This window comes from Pseudomonas pharyngis (assembly GCF_021602345.1).
GTDB classification, from domain to species: Bacteria; Pseudomonadota; Gammaproteobacteria; order Pseudomonadales; family Pseudomonadaceae; genus Aquipseudomonas; species Aquipseudomonas pharyngis.
In genome coordinates, this window is the sequence record NZ_BQID01000012.1 from 113,392 (window position 1) to 135,343 (window position 21,952).

Consider the following 21,952-nt stretch of genomic DNA (forward strand, 5'->3'; position numbering starts at 1 on the left):
AAGGGACGCGGAGCGTCCCGGGCTGCATTCCCACGCAGAGCGTGGGAACGATCTGCGGGCGAGGGCGGACGCTCTGTCAAAGCAGCACTCCAGAGCCTTGTCCGACGATCAAACAAGCGTTTCATCGGGTTGATGGCCATTTGATTACTTTGTCAGTGCGTTCTTCTGCGCAATCAGTACAATCGGCGCATTTGGCCCCGCGGAGAACGGACGCAGTACGGCGGGGTGGTCACGAGAATTCCCATGCTCATCGGTAGCTACTCCTTCACGCTGGTTTTCATTTCGCTGTGTGTGGCGATCCTCGCTTCCTACACCGCGCTCGATCTCACCGGGCGCATTGCCACTGCCAAGGGCCGCGCCGTGCATTTATGGACGGCCGGCGGGGCGTTTGCCATGGGCATCGGCGTCTGGTCGATGCACTTCATTGGCATGTTGGCGTTCAAGCTGCCGATCAGCCTCGGTTACGACATTTCGATCACGGCGCTTTCATTGCTGATCGCCGTGCTGTCCTGCGGTTTTGCCCTGTGGCTGGTCAGTCAGCCGAAACTGCCGGCCTGGCAACTGGCCTTTGGCGCGTTGATCATGGGCGCCGGCATCAGCGCCATGCATTACACCGGCATGGCCGCGATGCGTATGCAACCGGGTATCGACTACGATCCGACACTGTTCGGCGCTTCGCTGCTGATTGCCGTAGGGGCGTCGGCGGCAGCGCTGTGGATCGCCTTTCGCCTGCGTCAGCATTCGCCTTACGTGCGGCTGTTTCGGGCCGGGGCGGCGATTGTCATGGGCGTGGCGATTGTCGGCATGCACTACACCGGCATGGCGGCGGCGCGGTTTCCCGACGGCAGTTTCTGCGGCGCGGCACTCAGCGGCCTGAACGGCAACGGTCTCGACAATCTGGTACTGATCACCACGCTGGCGGTGCTGGCCATCGCGCTGCTGACCTCGATTCTCGACGCGCGCCTCGAAGCCCGCACCGCTGATCTGGCCCATTCGTTGACCGAGGCCAACCGTGAGCTCACCCAACTGGCGTTGCACGACACCCTGACCGGCCTGCCCAACCGCATGCTGCTGGATGACCGGATCAATCAGGCGATGAAAAAGGTCAACGAGCAGGGCGGCTGTTTTGCGCTGATGTTCATCGATCTGGACGGCTTCAAACCGGTCAACGACGCTTTTGGTCACCACATGGGCGACCAGTTGCTGCGCGAAGTGGCGGTGCGCCTGCGCGAAGACTTGCGCAGCCTCGACACGCTGGCGCGGATCGGCGGCGATGAGTTTGTCCTGCTGGTGCGCTTGACCGAACCCAACGATGCACTGGGTCTGGCGGCGCGTCAGGTCGGCTTGATCGCCCGGTCGTTCCGGGTCGCCGAGCATGAGTTGCAGATTTCCGCCAGCGTCGGCATTGCCCTGTACCCCGGCAACGGGGAGAGCGCCCAGGAACTGCTGATGAACGCTGACGCCGCGATGTACCACGCCAAGGGCGGCGGCAAGAACGGTTACAGCTTCTTCGACGTTTCGATGAACAGCAACGCGCGCAAGCAACTGCAATTGCTGCAGGACTTGCGGGCGGCGCTGGAGCATGGCGAGTTCAGCCTGCATTACCAACCCAAATTCCATGCGGCCGACGGTCGTCCGGTCGGTGCCGAGGCCTTGTTGCGCTGGGAGCACCCGACCCAGGGCATGCTTATGCCGGACAAGTTCATCGATCTGGCGGAGAAGACCGGGCTGATCATTCCGATTGGCGAGTGGGTGCTCAATGAGGCCTGCCGGCAGATGCGCGAGTGGTACGTACTGGGCTACACCGACTGGCGAATTGCGGTGAACCTGTCGGCGTTGCAGTTCTGCCATGCAGGGCTGGTAAGCAGCGTGGCCAAGGCCTTGGCCACCCACCATTTACCGGCCAACAGCCTGACCCTGGAAATCACTGAAACCACCGCCATGAGTGACGCCGATGCGAGCATGACGGTGTTGCAGGAACTGTCCGACATGGGCGTCGATCTGTCCATCGACGACTTCGGCACGGGTTATTCGAGCCTGATGTACCTCAAGCGTCTGCCGGCCAACGAGTTGAAGATTGATCGCGGTTTCGTCCGCGATCTGGAACACGACAGCGATGACGCGGCCATCGTCTCGGCGATCGTCGCCCTCGGTCAGGCGCTGGGGCTGCGCATCGTGGCTGAAGGCGTTGAAACCGATTCGCAGCAGGACTTCCTGACGCAATTGGGCTGCGATTCGCTGCAGGGTTATCTGCTCGGTCACCCGATGCCGGCGGATCGCTTCCTGCAGGACATCGTGCGCGGCAAACCATTGGCGGTGAGCTGAGCCGCTAATCGCAGGTCATGCAAAACCCTGCAATGACGGTTATTCTTGCCCCGACTGTTACGTGTGCATCGGGGGAAAGGCCAGCATGGATAAAGTCATTGTGATCACCGGCGGCGGTCGTGGAATCGGCGCCGCCACTGCGCTGTTGGCTGCCGAGCAAGGCTATCGGATCTGCATCAATTACCAGACCGACGAACAGGCCGCTCACCACGTGCTGGACCAGGTGCGTGAGCGCGGCGCCACGGCCATCGCCGTGCGTGCCGATGTCAGTATCGAAGACGAAGTGATCGCGCTGTTCAACCGGGTCGACAGCGAACTGGGCCGCGTCACCGCCCTGGTCAACAACGCCGGCACCGTGGGGCAAAAATCCCGGGTCGACGAAATGTCCGAATTCCGCATTCTCAAGATCATGAAAACCAACGTGCTGGCGCCGATCCTCTGCGCCAAGCACGCGATCCTGCGCATGTCGCCCAAACACGGCGGGCAGGGTGGCAGCATCGTCAACGTCTCCTCGGTCGCCGCGCGGCTGGGCTCGCCGAATGAGTATGTCGATTACGCGGCGTCCAAAGGCGCGCTGGATACGTTCACCATCGGTCTTTCCAAGGAAGTGGCGGGCGAGGGGATTCGGGTCAACGCGGTGCGTCCGGGTTACATCTATACCGACTTCCACGCCTTGAGCGGCGACCCGGATCGGGTCAGCAAGCTGGAGTCGGCGATTCCGATGGCCCGGGGCGGACGGCCGGATGAGGTGGCGGAGGCGATTGTCTGGTTGCTGTCGGACAAGGCTTCGTATGCCACCGGGACTTTTGTCGATCTCGGCGGCGGGCGCTAAACCCGATCTTTCTATTGCAGCGACCGACCTAATCGCCAGCAGGCTGGCTCCCACATTTGGAATACATTTCCCTGTGGGAGCCAGCCTGCTGGCGATTGCAATCGATCAGGCAATATCTATTCCTCAAAACGACCGCACAATCCGCCCCAGCGTCTCCATCGCCTTCTCCGCATCCTCGGTCCACGGGCTGCCGTAGTTCAATCGAATGCAATTCCTGAAGCGCTGGGTCGGCGAAAAGATCGGCCCCGGCGCGATGCTGATCCCCTGCGCCAACGCCATCTGAAACAACTTCAACGAATCCATCTGCGGTGGCAGTTCCAGCCACAGAAAATAACCGCCGGCGGGTTGGCTTACGCGTGTCTGCGCCGGGAAGTAGCGGGCGATGGCCGCGAGCATCGAGCTTTGCTGTTCTTCCAGGGCATAGCGCAGTTTGCGCAGGTGACGGTCGTAGCCGCCGTGTTGCAGGTAGTCGGCGATGGCGGCTTGCGCGGGCATCGAGGCGCACAGCGAGGTCATCAGTTTCAGTCGTTCGATTTTCTGTGCGTAGCGGCCGGCGGCGACCCAGCCGATTCGGTAGCCGGGGGCCAGGCTCTTGGCGAACGAGCCGCAGTGCATCACCAGCCCTTCGGTGTCGAAGGCCTTGGCGGGTTTCGGCGCCTGCTGGCCGTAATAGAGTTCGGCGTAGACGTCGTCTTCGATCAGCGGCACCTGATGCTGTTTCAGCAGTTCCACCAGTTCCTGTTTCTTGGCCTCGGGCATGGTCGCGCCCATCGGGTTCTGGAAACTGGTCATGCACCAGCAGGCCTTGATCGGGTGTCGTTCCAGTGTCTGGGCGAGCACGCCGAGGTCGATGCCGTCGCGCGGGTGCACGGGGATTTCCACGGCTTTGAGCTTCAGGCGTTCCAGCACTTGCAGGCTGGCGTAAAACGCCGGGGCTTCGATGGCCACCAGATCACCGGGCTCGGTCACGGCTTGCAGGCACAGGTTCAGCGCTTCGAGGGCGCCGTTGGTGATCAGCAGTTCTTCCATCGGCAGCATCAGGCCGCCGACCATGTAGCGCAGGGCGATCTGCCGGCGCAGTTGCGGGTTGCCCGGCGACATGTCGGTGACCACCATGCGCGGGTCCATCTCCCGCGCGGCGCTGGCCAGCGAGCGGGACAGGCGTTGCAGCGGGAACAGGGTCGGGCTGGGGAACGCCGAGCCGAATGGCACGGTGCTCGGGTCCTTGATCGATTCCAGTACCGAGAACACCAGCTCGCTGACGTCGACCTTGGTGGACTCGTTGACCTGGCTGCTGATCACCGGCTCCGAGAACGGGCTCGGGGCGTGGGTATTGACGAAGTAGCCGGAGCGCGGGCGGGCGCGGATCAGGCCGCGACGTTCCAGCAGGTAATAGGCCTGGAACACCGTGGACGGGCTGACGCCGTAGGTCTGGCTCGCGTAGCGCACCGACGGCACCCGCTGACCGGGGCCGAGGACGCCGGAGCGGATCAGTTCAGCGATGTCGTCGGCGAATTTTTCGTAGCGTTTCATCGGGGGCCTTGGTACGTGGTGTTTGGTGTTTTTGTGGTGGGTCAGTGGCATCAGCCCTCACCCTAGCCCTCTCCCAGAGGGAGAGGGGACTGATCGTGGAATGCTTAAGAGTTACGCCGACATGAACGTGCTGCAGTGAATCCATAATCGACTCGATTTTTCAGGTCGATGTACAACTCCTTACACCTCGGTCGGCTCCCTCTCCCTTTGGGAGAGGGCTGGGGTGAGGGGGGAGATTCTAACGGCTCACCGATTCATCGGCGCAACAAACCGGCTCTTCGCCACGCTATAAATCCCCGGCTCATCACTGTCGGCAATCTTGAAGCTCAAGGTCTGCGAGCTGCTGGCCGGGCGTTCGGAGGTCATCGCCACCGACACCGGCACATCGACGATCTCGCCCGGCGCCAGGCTCAGTTCGGTCTTGCCTTGCAACTGGAAGCCGTCGCCATCCACCAGCGTCAGGTTGTAATCCTGGCGCTGCTGGGTTTTGTTGATGACCTTGAGGGTGTAGATGTTTTCGATCTGGCCCAGACCGTTTTCACGAAACAGGCCACGGTCCTTGGTCACGTCCAGCGAGACCATCGGTCGTTCCACCAACGCCAGGGCGAGGGCACCGATCATCACCACCAGCACCGCGACGTAGCCGATCAGGCGCGGACGCAGCAGATGGGTCTTGCCACCCTGCAACTCACGCTCGGAGGTATAGCGAATCAGGCCGCGAGCGTAATTCATCTTGTCCATGATCGAATCGCAGGCGTCGATGCATGCCGCGCAGCCGATGCATTCCATTTGCAGGCCGTCGCGGATGTCGATACCGGTCGGGCAGACCTGCACGCACAACTGGCAGTCGATGCAATCACCGAGGCCGGCCTCGGCCGGTTTGATCTCGCGTTTGCGCGGGCCCCGGTTTTCGCCACGGGCGGCGTCGTAGGAAATCGCCAGGGTGTCCTTGTCGAACATCACGCTCTGGAATCGCGCATACGGGCACATGTGCATGCACACCGCTTCACGCAGCCAGCCGGCATTGATGTAGGTGGCGGCGGTAAAGAACAGCACCCAGAACAGACTGACGCCGCCGATCTGCAGGGTCAGCAGTTCTTCGGCCAGTGGCCGGATCGGGGTGAAGTAGCCGACGAAGGTCAGACCGGTCAGCACACTGATCGCCAGCCACAGCGTGTGCTTGGCCGCACGCCGCGCCAGTTTGTTCAGGCTCCACGGCGCCGCCTGCAATTTGATCCGCTGGTTGCGCTCGCCTTCGGTGATCTTCTCGCACCACATGAAGATCCACGTCCACGAACTCTGCGGGCAGGTGTAGCCACACCAGACCCGGCCGGCGAACACGGTAATCGCGAACAGGCCGAACGCGGCGATGATCAGCAGCGCCGAGAGCAGAATGAAATCCTGCGGCCAGAAGGTCGCGCCAAAGATGTGGAACTTGCTTTCGGAAAGGTCCCAGAGCACCGCCTGACGTCCGCCCCAGTTCAGCCATACCGTGCCGAAGAACAGCAGAAACAGAAACCCCGCGCCGCTCATGCGCAAGGTGCGGAACAGGCCGGTGAAGCTGCGGGTGAAGATCTGGTTGTCGCTGGTGGCGTGTTTCGCCTTCATTGGGCGCGCCGGTACTTTTTTTATCCGGGGAGATGCTTCTACGGTTCGGACGGGGATTCGTTCGCTCATGGTCGTTCGCTCATCAGCCTCCATCAGGCCAGGGAACTATGAGCGCCGATCTGTTTGCATAACAGACTCAGGTATTTCAATAAAAAGCGTATCAGATGGGCTGTTCTGCCACGCCTGCGACAACTTGAAGCAGCCCGCAGGCCAAAGCGCAGAGGCCTATCCCAGAGCTCTGCGCCGGTTGTTGATCGAGGTCAGTCAAATCACCGAATCACTGTCGTCGGCCTTCAGGTGTTTGCGCCCATCCCGGGCGCCTGCGACGGTCAATGCGTCCGCTTCGGCTTCGGTGACGTAGATGCGCCGTCCTTCCACCTCGACGAACGACATGGCTTTTTCGCTATCTGTCCTGACTTCCAGCGTGTCGCAGATCCGGATTTCCTCACCATTCTCAACGGTGAAAAAACAGACTTTCGATTCCGGATTGCTTTCATCGATACGAAGGGGCATGGGGTTGTCCTTTTTTCACGGGAGTCTGAGACGTTAGGGTGCGCGGTTCTGCAGATCGTTCTACGCAACCGATTAATGGTCGGCGCTGTCCATCCTTTATCAACTCATAACAAGGACTGGACGATGAACGCCTGGTGGCATGAAGTGTGGGAAACCCTGCAAGCGGAATTCGCCGACATCGGCGATGCGTCGCAGTTGACCCGGATCACCGTGCGCCTGTTGATGGCGGCGCTGCTGGGCGGCATTCTCGGCTTTGAGCGTGAACACAAGGGCAAGGCCGCCGGGGTGCGAACGCACATGCTGGTAGCCCTTGGCGCGGCGTTGTTCGTGCTGGTACCGCAATTGTCCGGTTCCCAGGCCGACGCGATGAGCCGGGTGGTGCAGGGCGTGATTGCCGGGATCGGCTTTCTCGGCGCCGGCACCATCCTCAAGAACCACGAAGGCGACGAAGGCCACGTCAAGGGCCTGACCACCGCCGCCGGTTTGTGGATGACCGCCGCCATCGGCGTCGCGGCCGGTCTGGGCCGCGAGGCGACGGCGGTGCTCAGTACGTTGCTCGCGTTGGGAATATTCAGTGTCATGCCGCGGATCGTCAGGGTCTTTGAAAAGGATCACATCGAGAAGGACCGCATCGAGAAAGACCGCATCGAGAAAGACCACAACGACCTACGCTGATCAGACGATTACCGGCGGCATGGTCGTCGGTGGTTCTTCCTTGGGCGGTGGCGTGGTGCCAGGCGGCTCCTGTTCAGGGATCGGTTGCGGTTCGGTTTCGGGCAGGGTCGGTTTGTCGATGTTCGGATCGGGTGTTTCAGCGGGAATCGGAATAGTCATCGGGTGAACCTCCGTGTGGCACTTGGCGTGGGACGTGCTTAAGTGGATTGACCACTTCACTGCGAAATCGATCCGATTTTGTAGCGCGGCAAATCCCTGTGAACTTTTCCCGGCGACGGCCGCTCGGAACCTGAGAGAGTTCATCCGGGCCCAGGCCCGACCGTGACCGCCAAACAGGCAAACGAGCGTCCTTGGGGCGTTAAGGAGAGATGCTCAATGACTGCTGAAAAACCTTCCGAACAGAGCTACAACCCGCACATGCCGCTGTCGCAGGCCTTGCTGTTGCCGCGCATCGTCATTGAAAACACCATGCCGACCCTCGACGGCGGGCAATTTGCCGTCAAGGCGATCGCAGGTCGGGAGATCGTGGTCACCAGCAAGGTGTTCGCCGACGGTCACGACAAACTGGCGGTGCGCATCCGCTGGCGCGAAGAGGGTGACGAGACCTGGCAGACCGAAGTCATGAGCGATCAGGGCAACAATGGCTGGCGCGGTGTGTTTCAGCCGCAGCGCATGGGCCGTTATCTGTTCCTGATCGAAGCCTGGATCGACCAGTTCGCCAGTTTTCAGTACGAACTGGAGAAAAAGCACACCGCCGGCGTCCCGGTCAGCCTCGAGCTGCAAGAGGGACGCACCATGGTGCAGCAGGCCGCCGAGCGCAGCGAAGGTCAGCTCAGCGAACAACTGGCCGTCTTGCACCACGAATTGTCCGGCCTGCTCGAAACCGAGCAGGTCGCGTTGTTTCTGCACTCGCGCAGTGCGCAACTGATGGCCGAGGCCGATCACCGCGCCTACTTGAGCCTCAGCCCGGAATTCCCGGTGGACGTCGAGCGCGAATTGGCGGAATTCGCCAGTTGGTACGAACTGTTTCCCCGCTCGATCACCGACGATCCCACCCGCCACGGCACCTTCAATGACGTGCACTCGCGCCTGCCGATGATTCAGGACATGGGCTTCGACGTGTTGTATTTCACGCCGATCCACCCGATTGGTCGCAGCCATCGCAAGGGTCGCAACAATTCCCTGACCGCCGGCCCGGACGATCCCGGCAGTCCGTATGCGATCGGCAGCGAGGAGGGCGGCCACGAAGCGATTCACTCGCAACTCGGCACCCGTGAGGACTTCCGTCGGCTGGTGGCCGCTGCCGCTGACCATGGTCTGGAAATCGCTCTCGACTTCGCCATTCAGTGTTCCCAGGATCACCCGTGGCTCAAGCAGCATCCGGGCTGGTTCAACTGGCGGCCGGACGGCACGATCAAATACGCGGAGAACCCGCCGAAGAAATACCAGGACATCGTCAACGTCGACTTCTATGCACCGGAAGCGATTCCGAGCCTGTGGGTCGAGTTGCGCGACATTGTGGTCGGCTGGGTGCAGGAGGGCGTGAAGATCTTTCGCGTCGATAACCCGCACACCAAACCGTTGCCGTTCTGGCAATGGCTGATCGCTGATGTCCGTACGTTGTACCCGGAAGTGATCTTCCTCGCCGAGGCTTTCACCACCCCGGCGATGATGGCGCGGCTGGGCAAGGTCGGTTACACCCAGAGCTACACCTATTTCACCTGGCGCAACACCAAGACCGAACTGGCGACCTATTTCAGCGAGCTGAATGAGTCGCCGTGGCGCGAGTGCTACCGGCCCAACTTCTTCGTCAACACTCCGGACATCAACCCGGCGTTCCTGCATGAGTCGGGACGTCCCGGATTCCTCATTCGCGCCGCGCTGGCGACCATGGGCTCGGGCCTGTGGGGCATGTACTCGGGGTTTGAACTGTGCGAATCGGCGCCGGTGCCGGGCAAGGAGGAATACCTCGATTCCGAGAAGTACGAGATCCGCGTCCGCGACTTCAACCAGCCCGGCAACATCATTGCCGAGATCGCCCAGCTCAACCGCATCCGCCGCCAGAACCCGGCGCTGCACAGCCATCTGGGCCTGAAGATCTACAACGCCTGGAACGACAACATTCTGTATTTCGGCAAGCGCAGTGCGGACGGCAGCAACTTCATTCTGGTCGCCGTCAGCCTCGATCCACATAACGTGCAGGAGGCGAATTTCGAGCTGCCGCTGTGGGAAATGGGCCTGCCGGACGATGCCACCACCCACGGCGAAGACCTGATGAACGGCCATCGCTGGGACTGGCACGGCAAGTACCAATTCATGCGGATCGACCCGGCGTATCAGCCGTTCGGAATCTGGCGCATCACTGCCTGAACACAGATCCCCTGTGGGAGCGAGCCTGCTCGCGAGTGCGGGCCAACATTCAATACATAGCTTGCCTGCCAACTCGAATTCGCGAGCAGGCTCGCTCCCACAGGGTGCTCATCGTTTGCGAGCCAAGTGATCGGCTCACCGTGTTTATAGAATTGAACAGGAGTTTCACATGGCGAAGAAACCCAAGGCTGCCACCTTCATCAAAGACCCGCTCTGGTACAAGGACGCGGTTATCTATCAAGTTCACGTCAAATCCTTTTTCGACTCGAATAACGACGGGATTGGCGACTTTCCCGGCCTGATCGCCAAACTCGATTACATCGCCGATCTTGGCGTCAACACCATCTGGCTGTTGCCGTTCTACCCCTCGCCACGCCGCGACGATGGTTACGACATCGCCGAATACCGGGGCGTCCACAGCGATTACGGGACGATGGCCGATGCCAAACGGTTCATTGCCGAAGCACACAAGCGTGGCCTGCGGGTGATCACCGAGCTGGTCATCAACCACACCTCCGATCAGCACCCGTGGTTTCAGCGGGCGCGAAAGGCCAAACCCGGCTCGGCGGCGCGGGACTTCTACGTGTGGTCGGATGACGACCAGAAATACGACGGCACTCGGATCATTTTTCTCGACACCGAAAAGTCCAACTGGACCTGGGACCCGGTGGCGGGCCAATACTTCTGGCACCGCTTCTATTCGCACCAGCCGGACCTTAATTTCGATAACCCGCAAGTCATGAAAGCCGTGCTGTCGGTCATGCGCTACTGGCTGGACATGGGCATCGACGGCCTGCGCCTGGATGCGATTCCGTACCTGATCGAGCGCGATGGCACCAACAACGAAAACCTTCCGGAAACCCACGACGTTCTCAAGCAGATCCGCGCCGAAATTGACGCAAACTACCCCGATCGCATGCTGCTGGCCGAAGCCAACCAATGGCCCGAAGACACCCAGCTGTATTTTGGTGATACCGACGCCGAGGGCGTGAATGGCGACGAATGCCACATGGCGTTCCACTTCCCGCTGATGCCGCGCATGTACATGGCGCTGGCCCAGGAAGATCGCTTTCCGATCACCGACATCCTGCGCCAGACCCCGGAGATCCCGGCCAACTGCCAATGGGCGATTTTCCTGCGCAACCACGATGAGCTGACGCTGGAGATGGTCACCGACAAGGAACGCGACTACCTGTGGAATTACTACGCGGCCGACCGTCGCGCACGGATCAACCTCGGCATCCGCCGGCGTCTGGCGCCGTTGATGGAACGTGACCGCCGCCGCATCGAACTGCTCAACAGCCTGCTGCTGTCGATGCCCGGCACGCCGACCCTGTATTACGGCGATGAAATCGGCATGGGCGACAACATCTACCTCGGCGACCGCGACGGCGTGCGTACGCCGATGCAATGGTCGATCGACCGCAACGGCGGCTTCTCTCGCGCCGACCCGGCCAGTCTGGTACTGCCGCCGATCATGGACCCGCAATACGGCTATCAGTCGGTCAACGTCGAAACCCAGGCCGGCGACCCGCATTCGCTGCTGAACTGGACCCGACGCCTGCTGACCGTGCGCAAGCAATCCAAGGCGTTCGGTCGTGGCACCTTGAAGATGTTGTCGCCGGCCAACCGTCGCGTTCTGGCCTACACCCGCGAATACACCGGGCCGGACGGCAAGCACGAAATCATTCTCTGCGTAGCCAACGTGTCACGCAGTGCACAAGCGGTGGAACTCGACCTGTCGGCTTACGTCGGCATGGTGCCGGTGGAAATGCTCGGTGGTAACGCGTTCCCGCCCATCGGCCAGTTGAGTTTCCTGCTGACCCTGCCGCCTTACGGGTTCTACTGGTTCGGCCTGGCGGCGGAAAACCAGATGCCGAGCTGGCACGTGGAACCTGCGCAGAGCCTGCCGGACTTCACCACGCTGGTGCTGAAAAAGCGCATGGAGGAACTGCTCGAAGCACCGTCCCGGGCCACCCTCGAACAGGCGATCCTGCCGAGCTGGCTGCAGAACCGCCGCTGGTTTGCCGGCAAGGACGCGGCCATCGAACAGGTGAAACTGGCCTACGGCGTGCGCTTCGGCGATGCGCAGCATCCGGTGTTGTTCAGCGAAATCGAAGTGCAGAGCGGCGGGCAGACCAGCCGGTATCAACTGCCGTTCGGGTTCATTGCCGAAGATCAGGTCGGGCCGGCATTGCCGCAACAACTGGCCCTGGCCCGAGTGCGCCGGGTTCGCCAGGTCGGCTTGATTACTGATGCCTTCAGCCTTGAAGCATTTGTTCGCGCGGTGCTGCAAGGTATGCAGGGCGGTACGGTGCTGGAGTCCAGTGATGGCGAGATCCGTTTCGAGGCGACGCCGCAACTGGAAAAACTCGGTCTCGGCGCGGAATCCGAAGTGCGCTATCTGTCCGCCGAGCAGTCCAACAGTTCAGTGGTGATCGGCAACAGTCTGGTGCTCAAGCTGATCCGCAAAGTCGCTTCCGGCGTACACCCGGAACTGGAGATGAGCGCTTACCTGACCGCGGCCGGATTTGCCAATATCTCACCGCTGCTCGGCTCGGTGATTCGTCGGGACGGGAAGGGTGAAGACAATCTGTTGATGATTGCACAGGGCTATCTGAGCAATCAGGGCGACGCTTGGGAATGGACGCAGAACAACCTCGAACGTGCACTGCGCGACGAACTGGCCGACGCGGTGTCCGAGCAGGCGCAACACTACAACGCCTTGGGCGAACTGAAGGATTTCGCCGGGATGCTCGGCCAGCGTCTGGGGGAAATGCATCAGGTACTGGCAGCGCCGAGCGACAACAAGGACTTCGCGCCGCAAGTCAGTTCGGCCAAGGATGCCCAGGCGAGCGGCAAGGATGTCGCGGCGCAGGTCGAACATGCCCTGAAGCTCCTGAAGCAACATCAGGGCGAACTAGACGCGGCGGATCAGAAGCTGGTCGCTCGTTTGCTCGACAACAAGAAAACCATCCTTGCCCACGTGCAGGAACTGGCCAAGCAATCCGCCGGCGGTCTGCGGATCCGTGTGCACGGCGACCTGCATTTGGGGCAGGTGCTGGTAATCAAGGGCGATGCCTACCTGATCGACTTCGAAGGTGAACCGGCGCGGCCACTGGCCGAACGCCGAGGCAAGCACAGTCCGTACAAGGACGTCAGCGGGGTGCTGCGCTCCTTCGACTATGCCGCGGCCATGGCGCTGAATGTGCACAACGTCGACAACAGCCCCGAGGCCGAAGCCGCGCGTCGGCGGGTCACGGAGCGTTACCTGCGTGAAGCCCGGGAAGCATTTCTCCAGGCATATCGCCAAGCGGCAGCTAGTCTTGATCATGCCTGGCAAGATCCTGAAGGTGCCGACGCCGCACTGGCGTTGTTCGGTCTGGAGAAAGCGGCCTACGAAGTGGCCTATGAAGCCGAAAATCGCCCCACCTGGCTGCCCGTGCCGCTGCACGGTCTGTATGGGTTATTGACGGGGCTCAAACCCTTTTCCGATCTTGGTGGAGAGTAGTCATGAGTTTCTCGAACAGGGAACAGGGTCACGCTAAAGAAAGATTGCTGCCCACTGCAAAAGACATTGATGCTTTAGTGCGCGCAGAACACCACGACCCGTTTTCCATTCTTGGCCCCCACGGCGATGGCGCCGGCGGGCAGTTTATCCGGGCGTATCTGCCCGGCGCGTTGAGTGTTGCTGTCGTCGATAAAAACAGTGGCGAAGAACTCGGTCCGCTGGAGGCTACCGAAACGCCGGGGCTGTTTGTCGGCCATTTCGAGGGCGCACGGCCGTACCTGTTGCGCACCCGCTGGGCCGGTGGTGAACAGGTCGCGGAAGATCCCTACAGCTTTGGTCAGTTGCTCGGTGAAATGGACTTGTATCTGTTCGCCGAAGGCAATCACCGCGACCTCAGCAGCTGCCTCGGCGCGCAGCTGAAAACCGTCGATGGCGTCGACGGTGTGCGCTTTGCCGTGTGGGCGCCGAATGCCCGGCGGGTGTCGGTGGTCGGTGACTTCAACGTTTGGGACGGCCGGCGACATCCGATGCGCCTGCGGCATCCATCCGGCGTGTGGGAGTTGTTCATTCCACGCCTGCAGGCGGGCGAACTGTACAAGTACGAAATCCTCGGCGCTCACGGCATCCTGCCGCTGAAGGCCGACCCCATGGCACTGGCCACCAGCCTGCCGCCGGACACTGCGTCAAAAGTCGCCGCACCGTTGCAGATCGACTGGCAGGATCAGGACTGGATGAACGGCCGCCACGAGCGTCAACAGCACAGCGCGCCGCTGTCGATCTATGAGTTGCACGCCGGATCCTGGCAGTGCGAACTCGATGATCTGGGCGAAGTGGCGCGCCAATACACCTGGCCAGAACTGGCCGAACGACTGATTCCTTACGTGAAGGAACTGGGTTTCACCCACATCGAACTGATGCCGATCATGGAGCACCCGTTCGGCGGTTCGTGGGGCTATCAGTTGCTGTCGCAGTTCGCTCCGAGTGCGCGATACGGCACGCCCGAGCAGTTCGGCGATTTCGTCAATGCCTGCCACCAGGCCGGCATTGGTGTGATTCTCGACTGGGTGCCGGCGCATTTCCCCACCGATACCCACGGTCTGGCGCAGTTCGATGGCACGGCGTTGTATGAGTACGGCAACCCGCAGGAAGGTTTTCATCAGGATTGGGACACGCTGATCTACAACCTGGGCCGCACCGAAGTGCACGGCTACATGCTGGCGTCGGCGCTGCACTGGTTGAAGCATTTCCACGTTGATGGGCTGCGGGTCGATGCGGTGGCGTCGATGCTCTATCGCGATTATTCGCGCAAGGCCGGCGAGTGGGTGCCGAACCGCCATGGCGGTCGCGAGAACCTGGAAGCCATCGATTTCCTGCGGCACTTGAACGACGTGGTGGCACTGGAAGCACCGGGCGCGCTGGTGATCGCCGAGGAGTCCACGGCGTGGCCGGGCGTCAGCCAGAGCACCCAGCAGGGCGGGCTCGGTTTCGCTTATAAATGGAACATGGGCTGGATGCACGATTCGCTGCATTACATCCAGCAGGATCCGGTTTACCGCGCCCATCATCACAACGAATTGAGTTTCGGTCTGGTCTACGCCTGGTCCGAGCGTTTCATCCTGCCGATTTCCCACGACGAGGTGGTGCACGGCAAGCATTCGCTGATCGACAAGATGCCCGGCGACCGTTGGCAGAAATTCGCCAATCTGCGCGCCTACCTGAGCTTCATGTGGACCCATCCGGGCAAGAAGTTGCTGTTCATGGGCTGCGAGTTCGGTCAGTGGCGCGAGTGGAACCACGACCAGCAACTGGACTGGTATCTGCTGCAATATTCGGAACACCAAGGCATGCAGAAACTGGTCGGCGACCTCAACCGGCTCTACCGCGAAGAGCCAGCGCTGCACGAGCAGGACGATGCGCCGCAAGGCTTTCAGTGGTTGATCGGTGATGATGCGATCAACAGCGTTTACGCCTGGTTGCGCTGGAGCAAGGACGGCACGCCGGTGCTGGTGGTGGCCAACTTCACTCCGGTGCCGCGCCAGTCGTACCGGGTCGGTGTGCCGTTTGCCGGGCGCTGGAAGGAATTGCTCAACAGTGATGCCGACACCTACGCCGGTTCCAACTATGGCAATGGTGGCGGGGCGTTCACCGAAGAGGTGGCCAGCCATGGGCAGGCGTTGTCGCTGGAGCTGAACCTGCCGCCGCTGGCGGTGTTGATCCTCAAACCTGAGGGCTGACCCCACGCGAGATCGTTCCCACGCTCCGCGTGGGAACGATCATACGGGTGCTCACCAGCGCATCCGGATCCCCAGGCTGCCAATCAACCCGTTCAGGTCGTTGTCGTCCACATCGCTGCTGTAATCGGCGCTGACGTACAGGCTCACCGTCGGTGTCATCCTCGCCACCAGCCCCAGGCCGACTTCCACGGTCGAGGACTTGCGGCTGCTGCTGATCTTGTCCACCTGATCCAGCGTCACCGTGTTGCCGGTATACACCGTGTGCCACAGGTTCGTGCGCACGTAGGGTTCGACCGGCAAGCCGTTCAGGTCATAGCTACCTTTCAAGCGTGCACCGACCCGGCCGCTCCAAGATGAAATATCGCTGGAAGACGCATTGCCCGAGCCCGCATAGGGTGTGTCCAGGGTGATGCGCTGGTTGATCAATTGCGCCTGCGGTTCAACCACCCAGTTTTCACCCAGACCGATCGGGAATCCGCCTTCCACCGACAGCGTCATCGCGCTGCCTTCGGTGGCCAGGCGTGCGCCTTGCTCGTTACGGCTGAAACCGCTGACCCGGCCGCCACTGGCCGACAGATCGACGTGCCAGCCTTGTGGGCCGATCAGGCTGTAGTAGGCGCCCAGGCTCTGGCCTTGCAGGTTGAGAGTGTCGGTGGTCGGGTCGGCGAGGGCGCGGCTGGTGATCAGGCCGTTGCCATTGCCCCTGATCTGATTCACACCGCCGATCAGGCCGACTTGCTGGGTGTGCCCACTGCTGCTTTTCAAGGTCAGTACGGCGGGCCCCTTGAAGTCGCCGGTGCCGGGTGTGGCGAAGCCCGGGCTGATGACGTCGGTTTGCGCCTGGCGGGAAGTCGGTCCGTAAAGCTGTTCCCAGGCCGAGGGGGCGAGGTCTTCGGTAATCAGCTTTGTACCGCGCAGATCCGGCTGTGGGCTGAGCCGTTGCGGGCCCGGAGTCACGACCGTGGCGGGGAGAGTCATGACGGGAATGTCCTGGCGATACCAGGGTGTTGCTTCGTCCGCCACAGGACCCGCCTGCGCCTCCATGGACGAGCACAGCAAGATAGAACTTGAAACGGTGCAAAAGGTAACTTTGATCTCTTGTGAGGTGAGTGAGGTTTTCATGGAGGTCTACCTTGCTAGCGCATGCAGTATCTCGCCTTGGCGTCTCTCCTACCCCGAACGAGGGGCGACCGAATGGAGCGTGGCGAATCCGTGGCCGCCCGTTTTTGACGAGTGACCTGGGGTTCGCCCCGAGTAGTGTTTCCGGGGGTAGTAAGGTAGAGCTAAGAAGACCCGAGCCGCTGCGTCAAGAAATTGAACGATGAGCGGTCGAGTCAAAACAGGTGATGCAAGTTTTTGTTTTTGCGTATTTATCTAAGTTCTTGTTTGTAGAGCTAATCGCTGTGGAAGCCGCGAGGCAGAGACTTTTTACAACCGACAGTCGGTCTGCGAAACCGGGCCTGGCGACCAATTTCGCATCGTTGCGTATGTAAGGACAGCTGTCAGTATCGCGCTATAAATGCACTTCAACCGCCAGCGGCAAATGATCCGAAAGATGCGTCCACGGTTTGTTGCCGAGGATCTGCGGGTCGTGGCTGCTGGCATTGCGCAGGTAGATCCGATCCAGTCGCAGCAACGGGAAACGCGCGGGATAAGTCTTGGCCGGGCGGCCGTGGTGGCGTTCGAAGGCTTCGTGCAGGTAGTCGCGGCGGGCGAGAGCGACGTTACCCTGCAACTGCCAGTCATTGAAGTCGCCGGCGATGATCACTGGCGCGTCGTCGGGCAGGGATTCGAGCAACTGACAAAGCAACTGCAACTGCAATTGCCGATGGCTTTCGAGCAGGCTCAGGTGTACGCAGATGGCATGCACTTCGGCATGTCCCGGCACATCCAATATGCAGTGCAACAGCCCGCGCCGTTCCGGGCCGGTGATCGAGACGTCGAGATTGCGGTATTCGCGGATCGGGTATTTCGACAACAGGGCGTTGCCGTGATGGCCATCGGGATAGACCGCATTGCGGCCGTAGGCAAAGTCACTCCACATACTGTCGGCAAGGAATTCGTACTGTGAGGTTTGCGGCCATTCGTGGTAGCGGCTGGAATGCCGCTCGTGTTCGCCCACCACTTCCTGCAGAAACACCAGATCGGCCGAGGTGCTGCGCACCGCTTCACGCAGTTCCGGAAGGATGAAACGTCGATTGAGCGCGGTGAAACCCTTGTGCGTATTGACCGTCAGCACCCGCAGGCGATGGATGGCGGACGGGGTGGAAGTCTGCGCGTCGACGACATGACGCTTGGGATCGCTGGACACGTTCACTCCTCTGAATCATGACTGCCTGTTCATGCGACTGATCCGGGCGCGGGCAGTTCACTTTGACTGGCTGCCCGCGCCCGATGGACAGTCAATCGACGAAGACGATCTCGTAGGGCAGGCGCATGCGTTCCAGTATCGACTTGGGCAACAGTGGCGCGATTCCGATCGCCGGTTCGCCATTGAGCTGGCTGGCGTAGGCATGGGTGGCGTGGCTCTTGCGCGCGACGGTCCAGGTGTCGAGGCGCAGCTTGCGCGCGCGATGCCACGGAATCTGTCCCTGATCGCGTTCCGGCCAGTGCCAGGCCCAGACCGGCACGTCGTGGTAAGTGGCGCCGACCTGTTGCGCCGCTTTGGCACTGGCCCGGCCGACCACTTCATGATCGGCGGTGCCATCTTCGCACCAGGTGCTGAAGACCACATCACCGGGGCGCAGGTAGCGGGCGATGAAATCAGTCAGTTGGGTTTCCTGGTCGAGCAGGGCCTTGTCGGTAAAACCGCCGCGCACCCATTTCAGGCTGTGCATCGGCAAACCGAGGCGGCGCAGGGCTTCGACGCTTTCCTGCGGGCGGAAAACGCTCAGGCGTTTTTCCGACCACTGGCGCGAGCCCGGATGACTGGCGCTGCCATCGGTGATCGACAGCAGTTGCAAGGGATGTCCGAGGCTGGAAAGCAGTTGCAGCAAACCGCCGCAGGTCACTACTTCATCGCCGGGGTGCGGGGCGATGACCACGGCGCGGGCGCCGGGTGGCACCAAGGTGTGGGTATTGATGACGGGAATGTTGTCGAGCTGCGGGGCGCTGTTCCAGATCTGCGCCGGCAGACCGCTCTCGCTGAGGGATAACGGTTTCATGAGTGATACGTCCTTGTTGTGTCTCGCCCTCAGTCGCACAAGCGCCGGTCTCCAGGCGTGTTCGACCCGTGAAGGCTGGTGGATAGCCCTGCAGCGCTCCGAACCCTGGATTGCTGCGCAGCAGAGTATTGCTCAAGACGGGCGGTTCGTCGCGTCACAGATCAATCTGATCCGCTTTTTTTTATTCAGTCTGTGCCAACTGTCGCAGAAAGTCGCCAAATCCGCCGCGTGCACGACTGTCCAGACGGGCGCTGGTAATGACCTGTGGCCGATGACTCCAGGCGATGCTGGCCCCGCAAAGCTCCAGTTGGCGCACCAGCCGCACATCTTCGTCACAGGTCAATGGTTCGAAGCCTCCGGCACGCACGTAAGCTTGTGCGCTGACGCCCAGATTGGCGCCATGGATGTGCCGGTGTCCTTCGCAGGCCTGGTAATTACTGTGATAGCGAATCTGCGCGGCTTCATCGAAGGTGTCATGCCAGCGCTCGACCGTCACCGTGCCGCACACGGCATCGGTGCCCAATCCCAGTTGTTCCACGAGCCAGTCTTCGGCGACGCGGCTGTCGGCGTCGGTGCAGGAAATCCAGCGAGCACCCCGATCAAGCAGCTGTTGCGCACCGATGGCTCGGGCCTGGCCGACATTGCGTGCCTCGATGCTCAGCGCCCGCACAGGGTACTGGCTGACGATATGCGCCGAACGGTCGGTGCAACTGTCGAGCACTACCAGGATCTCCACCGGTTCACCTGCCAGCATCGGATGCCCGGCGGCGCGCAGGGCGGCCTGCAGGCAGTCATCGAGCCACTCTTCTTCGTTGTGTGCCGGGATCAGGATGCCAATCATCGCAACCCCTCCAGCGCGGCCACCGAACGCGGTTCGCGGCTCCAGACTTCCAGCAGGAAATCTGCCTCCTGATGCAGGACCAATCGTGACAGGTGCAACTGTTCATGAATCAGGTCATGGACCTGACGAGCATTGAGCGGGCAGCCATCGATGGGCGGGCGCCAGTGACAGGCCAGCAATTGACCGTCTGCCGTCAACGAATCGCTGATGCGACGGATGACCTCTGTCAGATCCTGTCGATCAAGGTAGTAGCCGATTTCGCTGAATACGATCAGGTCGAATTTTTCCTCAGGCCAGTCAACAGGGAGGCGACCCTGCCGCACCTCGGCGTGGTCGAACAGGCTCAGCCGGGTACGCGCCAGATTCACCGCGGCGGCGCTTGTATCGCAGCACAACAGTCGATCACAGCGTTCGGCCAGCGCGGCACTCAGTTCACCGTTGGCGCAACCCGGTTCGAAGATCGCGCGGTAATGCGGGCGGGGCAGTGCCGCCAGGGTCACCAGGCGTTTACGCTGCTCGTACCAGCGCTGGCGAAATCCCCAAGGGTCGTTATTGCCGGCGAACAGGCCTTCGAAGTAACGATCCTCGACGCTCATAGAAAGACCACCTCGAACGGTTGCAGCAAACGGTCGATGACATAGGGCGCGAGCACCGGTGGCAGTCCCGCGTCGGGATCACCCTCCAACTGACTGGCGAAGGCATGCACTGCGTGACGCTTGCGCGCGACCTGCGCCGGGCTGAGCAGAATCTTGCGCGCCCGTTCCCAGGGCACGATGGCGTCTTCCGGCGTCGCCCAGTGCCAGGTCCAGACCGGCAGTTCGTGGCAAATTGCACCCACGCGGTACGCTGCTTCGACGCTGGCGCGGCCGACGGCCTCATGGTCGCTGTGGCCGTCTTCGCGCCAGGTGGTGAAGATCACGTCGTCGGGTTGCAGGTAGCGCGTCAGGTATTCGCAAAGCATCGATTCGCGCGCGGCGACCTGGGTGTCGGGGAAACCGCCGCGCAGCCATTGCACCTGATGCATGGGCAGGCCGAGACGACGCAGGGCTTCGGCGGATTCCTGCGGGCGCACCACACTCAGGCGCTCCACCGGCCAGCGCTCCGAGCCCGGATGGCTGGCGCTGCCGTCGGTGACCGAAATCAGTTGCAGGGTGCGGCCCGCCGCTGCGAGCTGTTGCAACAGCCCGCCGCAACCGAGCACTTCATCATCCGGATGCGGCGCGATTACCACGGCCCGCGACCCCGGCGGAACCAGGTCGAGAATGTCGATGCTCTCCACCGCTGCCAGATGACGCGAGCCCTGCCACTCATGCAAGGAGGTTCCTTCACCGATGATCGGATTGCGCTTCATAGGGCCCAACCCTCGCGCGGTTGCTGCGCAGCCAGTTGGCCCAGTACTGCCAGATCCCGTTCGGCATGGCTCTGGCGCAGATACACCGGCAGGTCGGCCGCCAGGCGGGCAAAGTGCAGGTCCTTGCAGAACGGCCCGGCGCCAAGTGCCCGGCCAGTCTCGCGCATGACCTGTGCAGCGGCGTCCTCGACCACGGCACGCACACGCCGGGCCAACAACTCGGCGTCGGCTCCGGGATTGCTGTCGATGTCCAGGGCACTGACGCGCAGCACCTGTGCGGCGCCGTGCAGCGCGCTGTCGACGGCGCCGAGACTGGCCAGTGCGTGCGGTTCTTCACGCCGCGCACAGTGCTGGCGCAAGCGTTCGCCGATCTCCCTCGCGGCGCCGTACCAGCACGCGGCGATCCCGATTCCGCCGTGCCAGAAACCCGGACGTTGCAGATAGTCGCCAGGATCGCCGATCGCCTGGGCCTCGACCTCATCGAACAGCACCTCGACGCTGCCGGTGGCGGCCATGCCGACCGCTTGCCAGCCTTGATCGGTGACGGTCACGCCCGGTTGGTCGAGGGCCACGGCCACCAGTTGCTGATGATCGTCCTCATCCCACGCCGTCAGCAGGGCATGACTGAGCACTGCCGCCCCGGAGCACCAGGCCTTGCGTCCATTCAACCGCACCATTTGCCCCGAACGGCTGACCCGAACCCGCGCCTGCGGTGGTTCAGCCGCCCACATGCCCCACGTGCTGCCGGGCGTCGGCGAGCCACCGAGTTGTTCGATGATTGCCAACGCATCGGTATGGCCTTCGTAGAGTTTGCACAGCCCCAGATCGTGCCCACCGACCTCGGACAGCCGTTGCCAGCGCTCCAGCGTACGACCGCTGCCGGGTAACGGCAGGCGATCGAGGCCGGCCTCGACCAGTTGCCGCAGACACAGGCCGAGGGCGGCAGTGTCGCGGTAGTCCGGCGCGTGCCGTGAGAGATAGACGGGCAAGTCCAT

Annotated in this window: 17 protein-coding genes; 6 read left to right on the top strand and 11 right to left on the bottom strand. The window is 61.8% G+C overall.

What is annotated here, in order from left to right:
- Nucleotides 1–243: 243 nt before the first annotated feature.
- Nucleotides 244–2,325, top strand: coding sequence for a putative bifunctional diguanylate cyclase/phosphodiesterase (locus tag L6D74_RS22880; protein WP_236190492.1), 2,082 nt, complete (start codon nucleotides 244–246; stop codon nucleotides 2,323–2,325).
- Nucleotides 2,326–2,410: 85 nt separating this feature from the next.
- On the top strand, nucleotides 2,411–3,157 hold the full coding sequence (locus L6D74_RS22885) for an SDR family oxidoreductase (RefSeq protein WP_007955033.1): 747 nt from the start codon (nucleotides 2,411–2,413) through the stop codon (nucleotides 3,155–3,157).
- A 123-nt stretch (nucleotides 3,158–3,280) separates the two neighbouring features.
- On the opposite strand, the gene mapR is transcribed toward L6D74_RS22885, so the two are convergent.
- From mapR to L6D74_RS22900, 3 genes are all read right to left on the bottom strand, one after another.
- Nucleotides 3,281–4,690: a GntR family transcriptional regulator MpaR gene (gene mapR, locus L6D74_RS22890; protein ID WP_236190494.1), complete on the bottom strand. Its 1,410-nt coding sequence runs from the start codon at nucleotides 4,688–4,690 to the stop codon at nucleotides 3,281–3,283.
- A gap of 246 nt (nucleotides 4,691–4,936) precedes the next feature.
- Nucleotides 4,937–6,367, bottom strand: a complete 1,431-nt coding sequence (ccoG, locus tag L6D74_RS22895; protein WP_064596277.1) for a cytochrome c oxidase accessory protein CcoG — start codon at nucleotides 6,365–6,367, stop codon at nucleotides 4,937–4,939.
- A 195-nt stretch (nucleotides 6,368–6,562) separates the two neighbouring features.
- Nucleotides 6,563–6,811, bottom strand: coding sequence for a DUF3203 family protein (locus L6D74_RS22900; protein WP_007952135.1), 249 nt, complete (start codon nucleotides 6,809–6,811; stop codon nucleotides 6,563–6,565).
- A 123-nt stretch (nucleotides 6,812–6,934) separates the two neighbouring features.
- Between L6D74_RS22900 and L6D74_RS22905 the strand changes: the two genes are divergently transcribed.
- Entirely contained in the window at nucleotides 6,935–7,486 is a 552-nt protein-coding gene (locus L6D74_RS22905) for an MgtC/SapB family protein (protein WP_236190497.1), read from the top strand.
- Here the strand turns inward: L6D74_RS22905 and L6D74_RS22910 are convergent, their stop codons facing one another.
- On the bottom strand, nucleotides 7,487–7,645 hold the full coding sequence (locus L6D74_RS22910) for a hypothetical protein (RefSeq protein ID WP_165369575.1): 159 nt from the start codon (nucleotides 7,643–7,645) through the stop codon (nucleotides 7,487–7,489).
- Between the two features lie 216 nt (nucleotides 7,646–7,861).
- On the opposite strand from L6D74_RS22910, the gene L6D74_RS22915 reads away from it, so the two are divergent.
- From L6D74_RS22915 to glgB, 3 genes are all read left to right on the top strand, one after another.
- Nucleotides 7,862–9,856, top strand: a complete 1,995-nt coding sequence (locus L6D74_RS22915) for an alpha-1,4-glucan--maltose-1-phosphate maltosyltransferase (RefSeq protein ID WP_236190499.1) — start codon at nucleotides 7,862–7,864, stop codon at nucleotides 9,854–9,856.
- A gap of 169 nt (nucleotides 9,857–10,025) precedes the next feature.
- On the top strand, nucleotides 10,026–13,367 hold the full coding sequence (gene treS, locus L6D74_RS22920; RefSeq protein WP_236190500.1) for a maltose alpha-D-glucosyltransferase: 3,342 nt from the start codon (nucleotides 10,026–10,028) through the stop codon (nucleotides 13,365–13,367).
- A 2-nt stretch (nucleotides 13,368–13,369) separates the two neighbouring features.
- On the top strand, nucleotides 13,370–15,601 hold the full coding sequence (glgB, locus tag L6D74_RS22925; protein WP_236190502.1) for a 1,4-alpha-glucan branching protein GlgB: 2,232 nt from the start codon (nucleotides 13,370–13,372) through the stop codon (nucleotides 15,599–15,601).
- Between the two features lie 51 nt (nucleotides 15,602–15,652).
- On the opposite strand, the gene L6D74_RS22930 is transcribed toward glgB, so the two are convergent.
- The 7 genes from L6D74_RS22930 to L6D74_RS22960 form a co-directional block, all read right to left on the bottom strand.
- Nucleotides 15,653–16,723, bottom strand: coding sequence for an autotransporter outer membrane beta-barrel domain-containing protein (locus L6D74_RS22930; protein ID WP_236190504.1), 1,071 nt, complete (start codon nucleotides 16,721–16,723; stop codon nucleotides 15,653–15,655).
- 391 nt (nucleotides 16,724–17,114) lie between these two features.
- Nucleotides 17,115–17,912 carry an endonuclease/exonuclease/phosphatase family protein gene (locus L6D74_RS22935; RefSeq protein WP_236190505.1) on the bottom strand — a complete coding sequence of 266 codons (798 nt, stop codon included), beginning with the start codon at nucleotides 17,910–17,912 and terminating at the stop codon, nucleotides 17,115–17,117.
- A 91-nt stretch (nucleotides 17,913–18,003) separates the two neighbouring features.
- Entirely contained in the window at nucleotides 18,004–18,765 is a 762-nt protein-coding gene (locus L6D74_RS22940) for a PIG-L deacetylase family protein (protein WP_085611716.1), read from the bottom strand.
- A 181-nt stretch (nucleotides 18,766–18,946) separates the two neighbouring features.
- Nucleotides 18,947–19,606 (bottom strand): glycosyltransferase family 2 protein, encoded by a 660-nt coding sequence (locus tag L6D74_RS22945; protein WP_236190506.1) that lies wholly within the window; start codon nucleotides 19,604–19,606, stop codon nucleotides 18,947–18,949.
- Nucleotides 19,603–20,202 (bottom strand): SAM-dependent methyltransferase, encoded by a 600-nt coding sequence (locus tag L6D74_RS22950; protein WP_064596295.1) that lies wholly within the window; start codon nucleotides 20,200–20,202, stop codon nucleotides 19,603–19,605. The genes L6D74_RS22945 and L6D74_RS22950 overlap by 4 nt, the downstream gene beginning before the upstream one ends.
- Entirely contained in the window at nucleotides 20,199–20,957 is a 759-nt protein-coding gene (locus L6D74_RS22955; protein WP_236190507.1) for a PIG-L deacetylase family protein, read from the bottom strand. Before L6D74_RS22955 ends, L6D74_RS22950 begins: the two co-directional genes overlap by 4 nt.
- Nucleotides 20,954–21,952, bottom strand: a complete 999-nt coding sequence (locus L6D74_RS22960; protein ID WP_236190508.1) for an acyl-CoA dehydrogenase family protein — start codon at nucleotides 21,950–21,952, stop codon at nucleotides 20,954–20,956. Before L6D74_RS22960 ends, L6D74_RS22955 begins: the two co-directional genes overlap by 4 nt.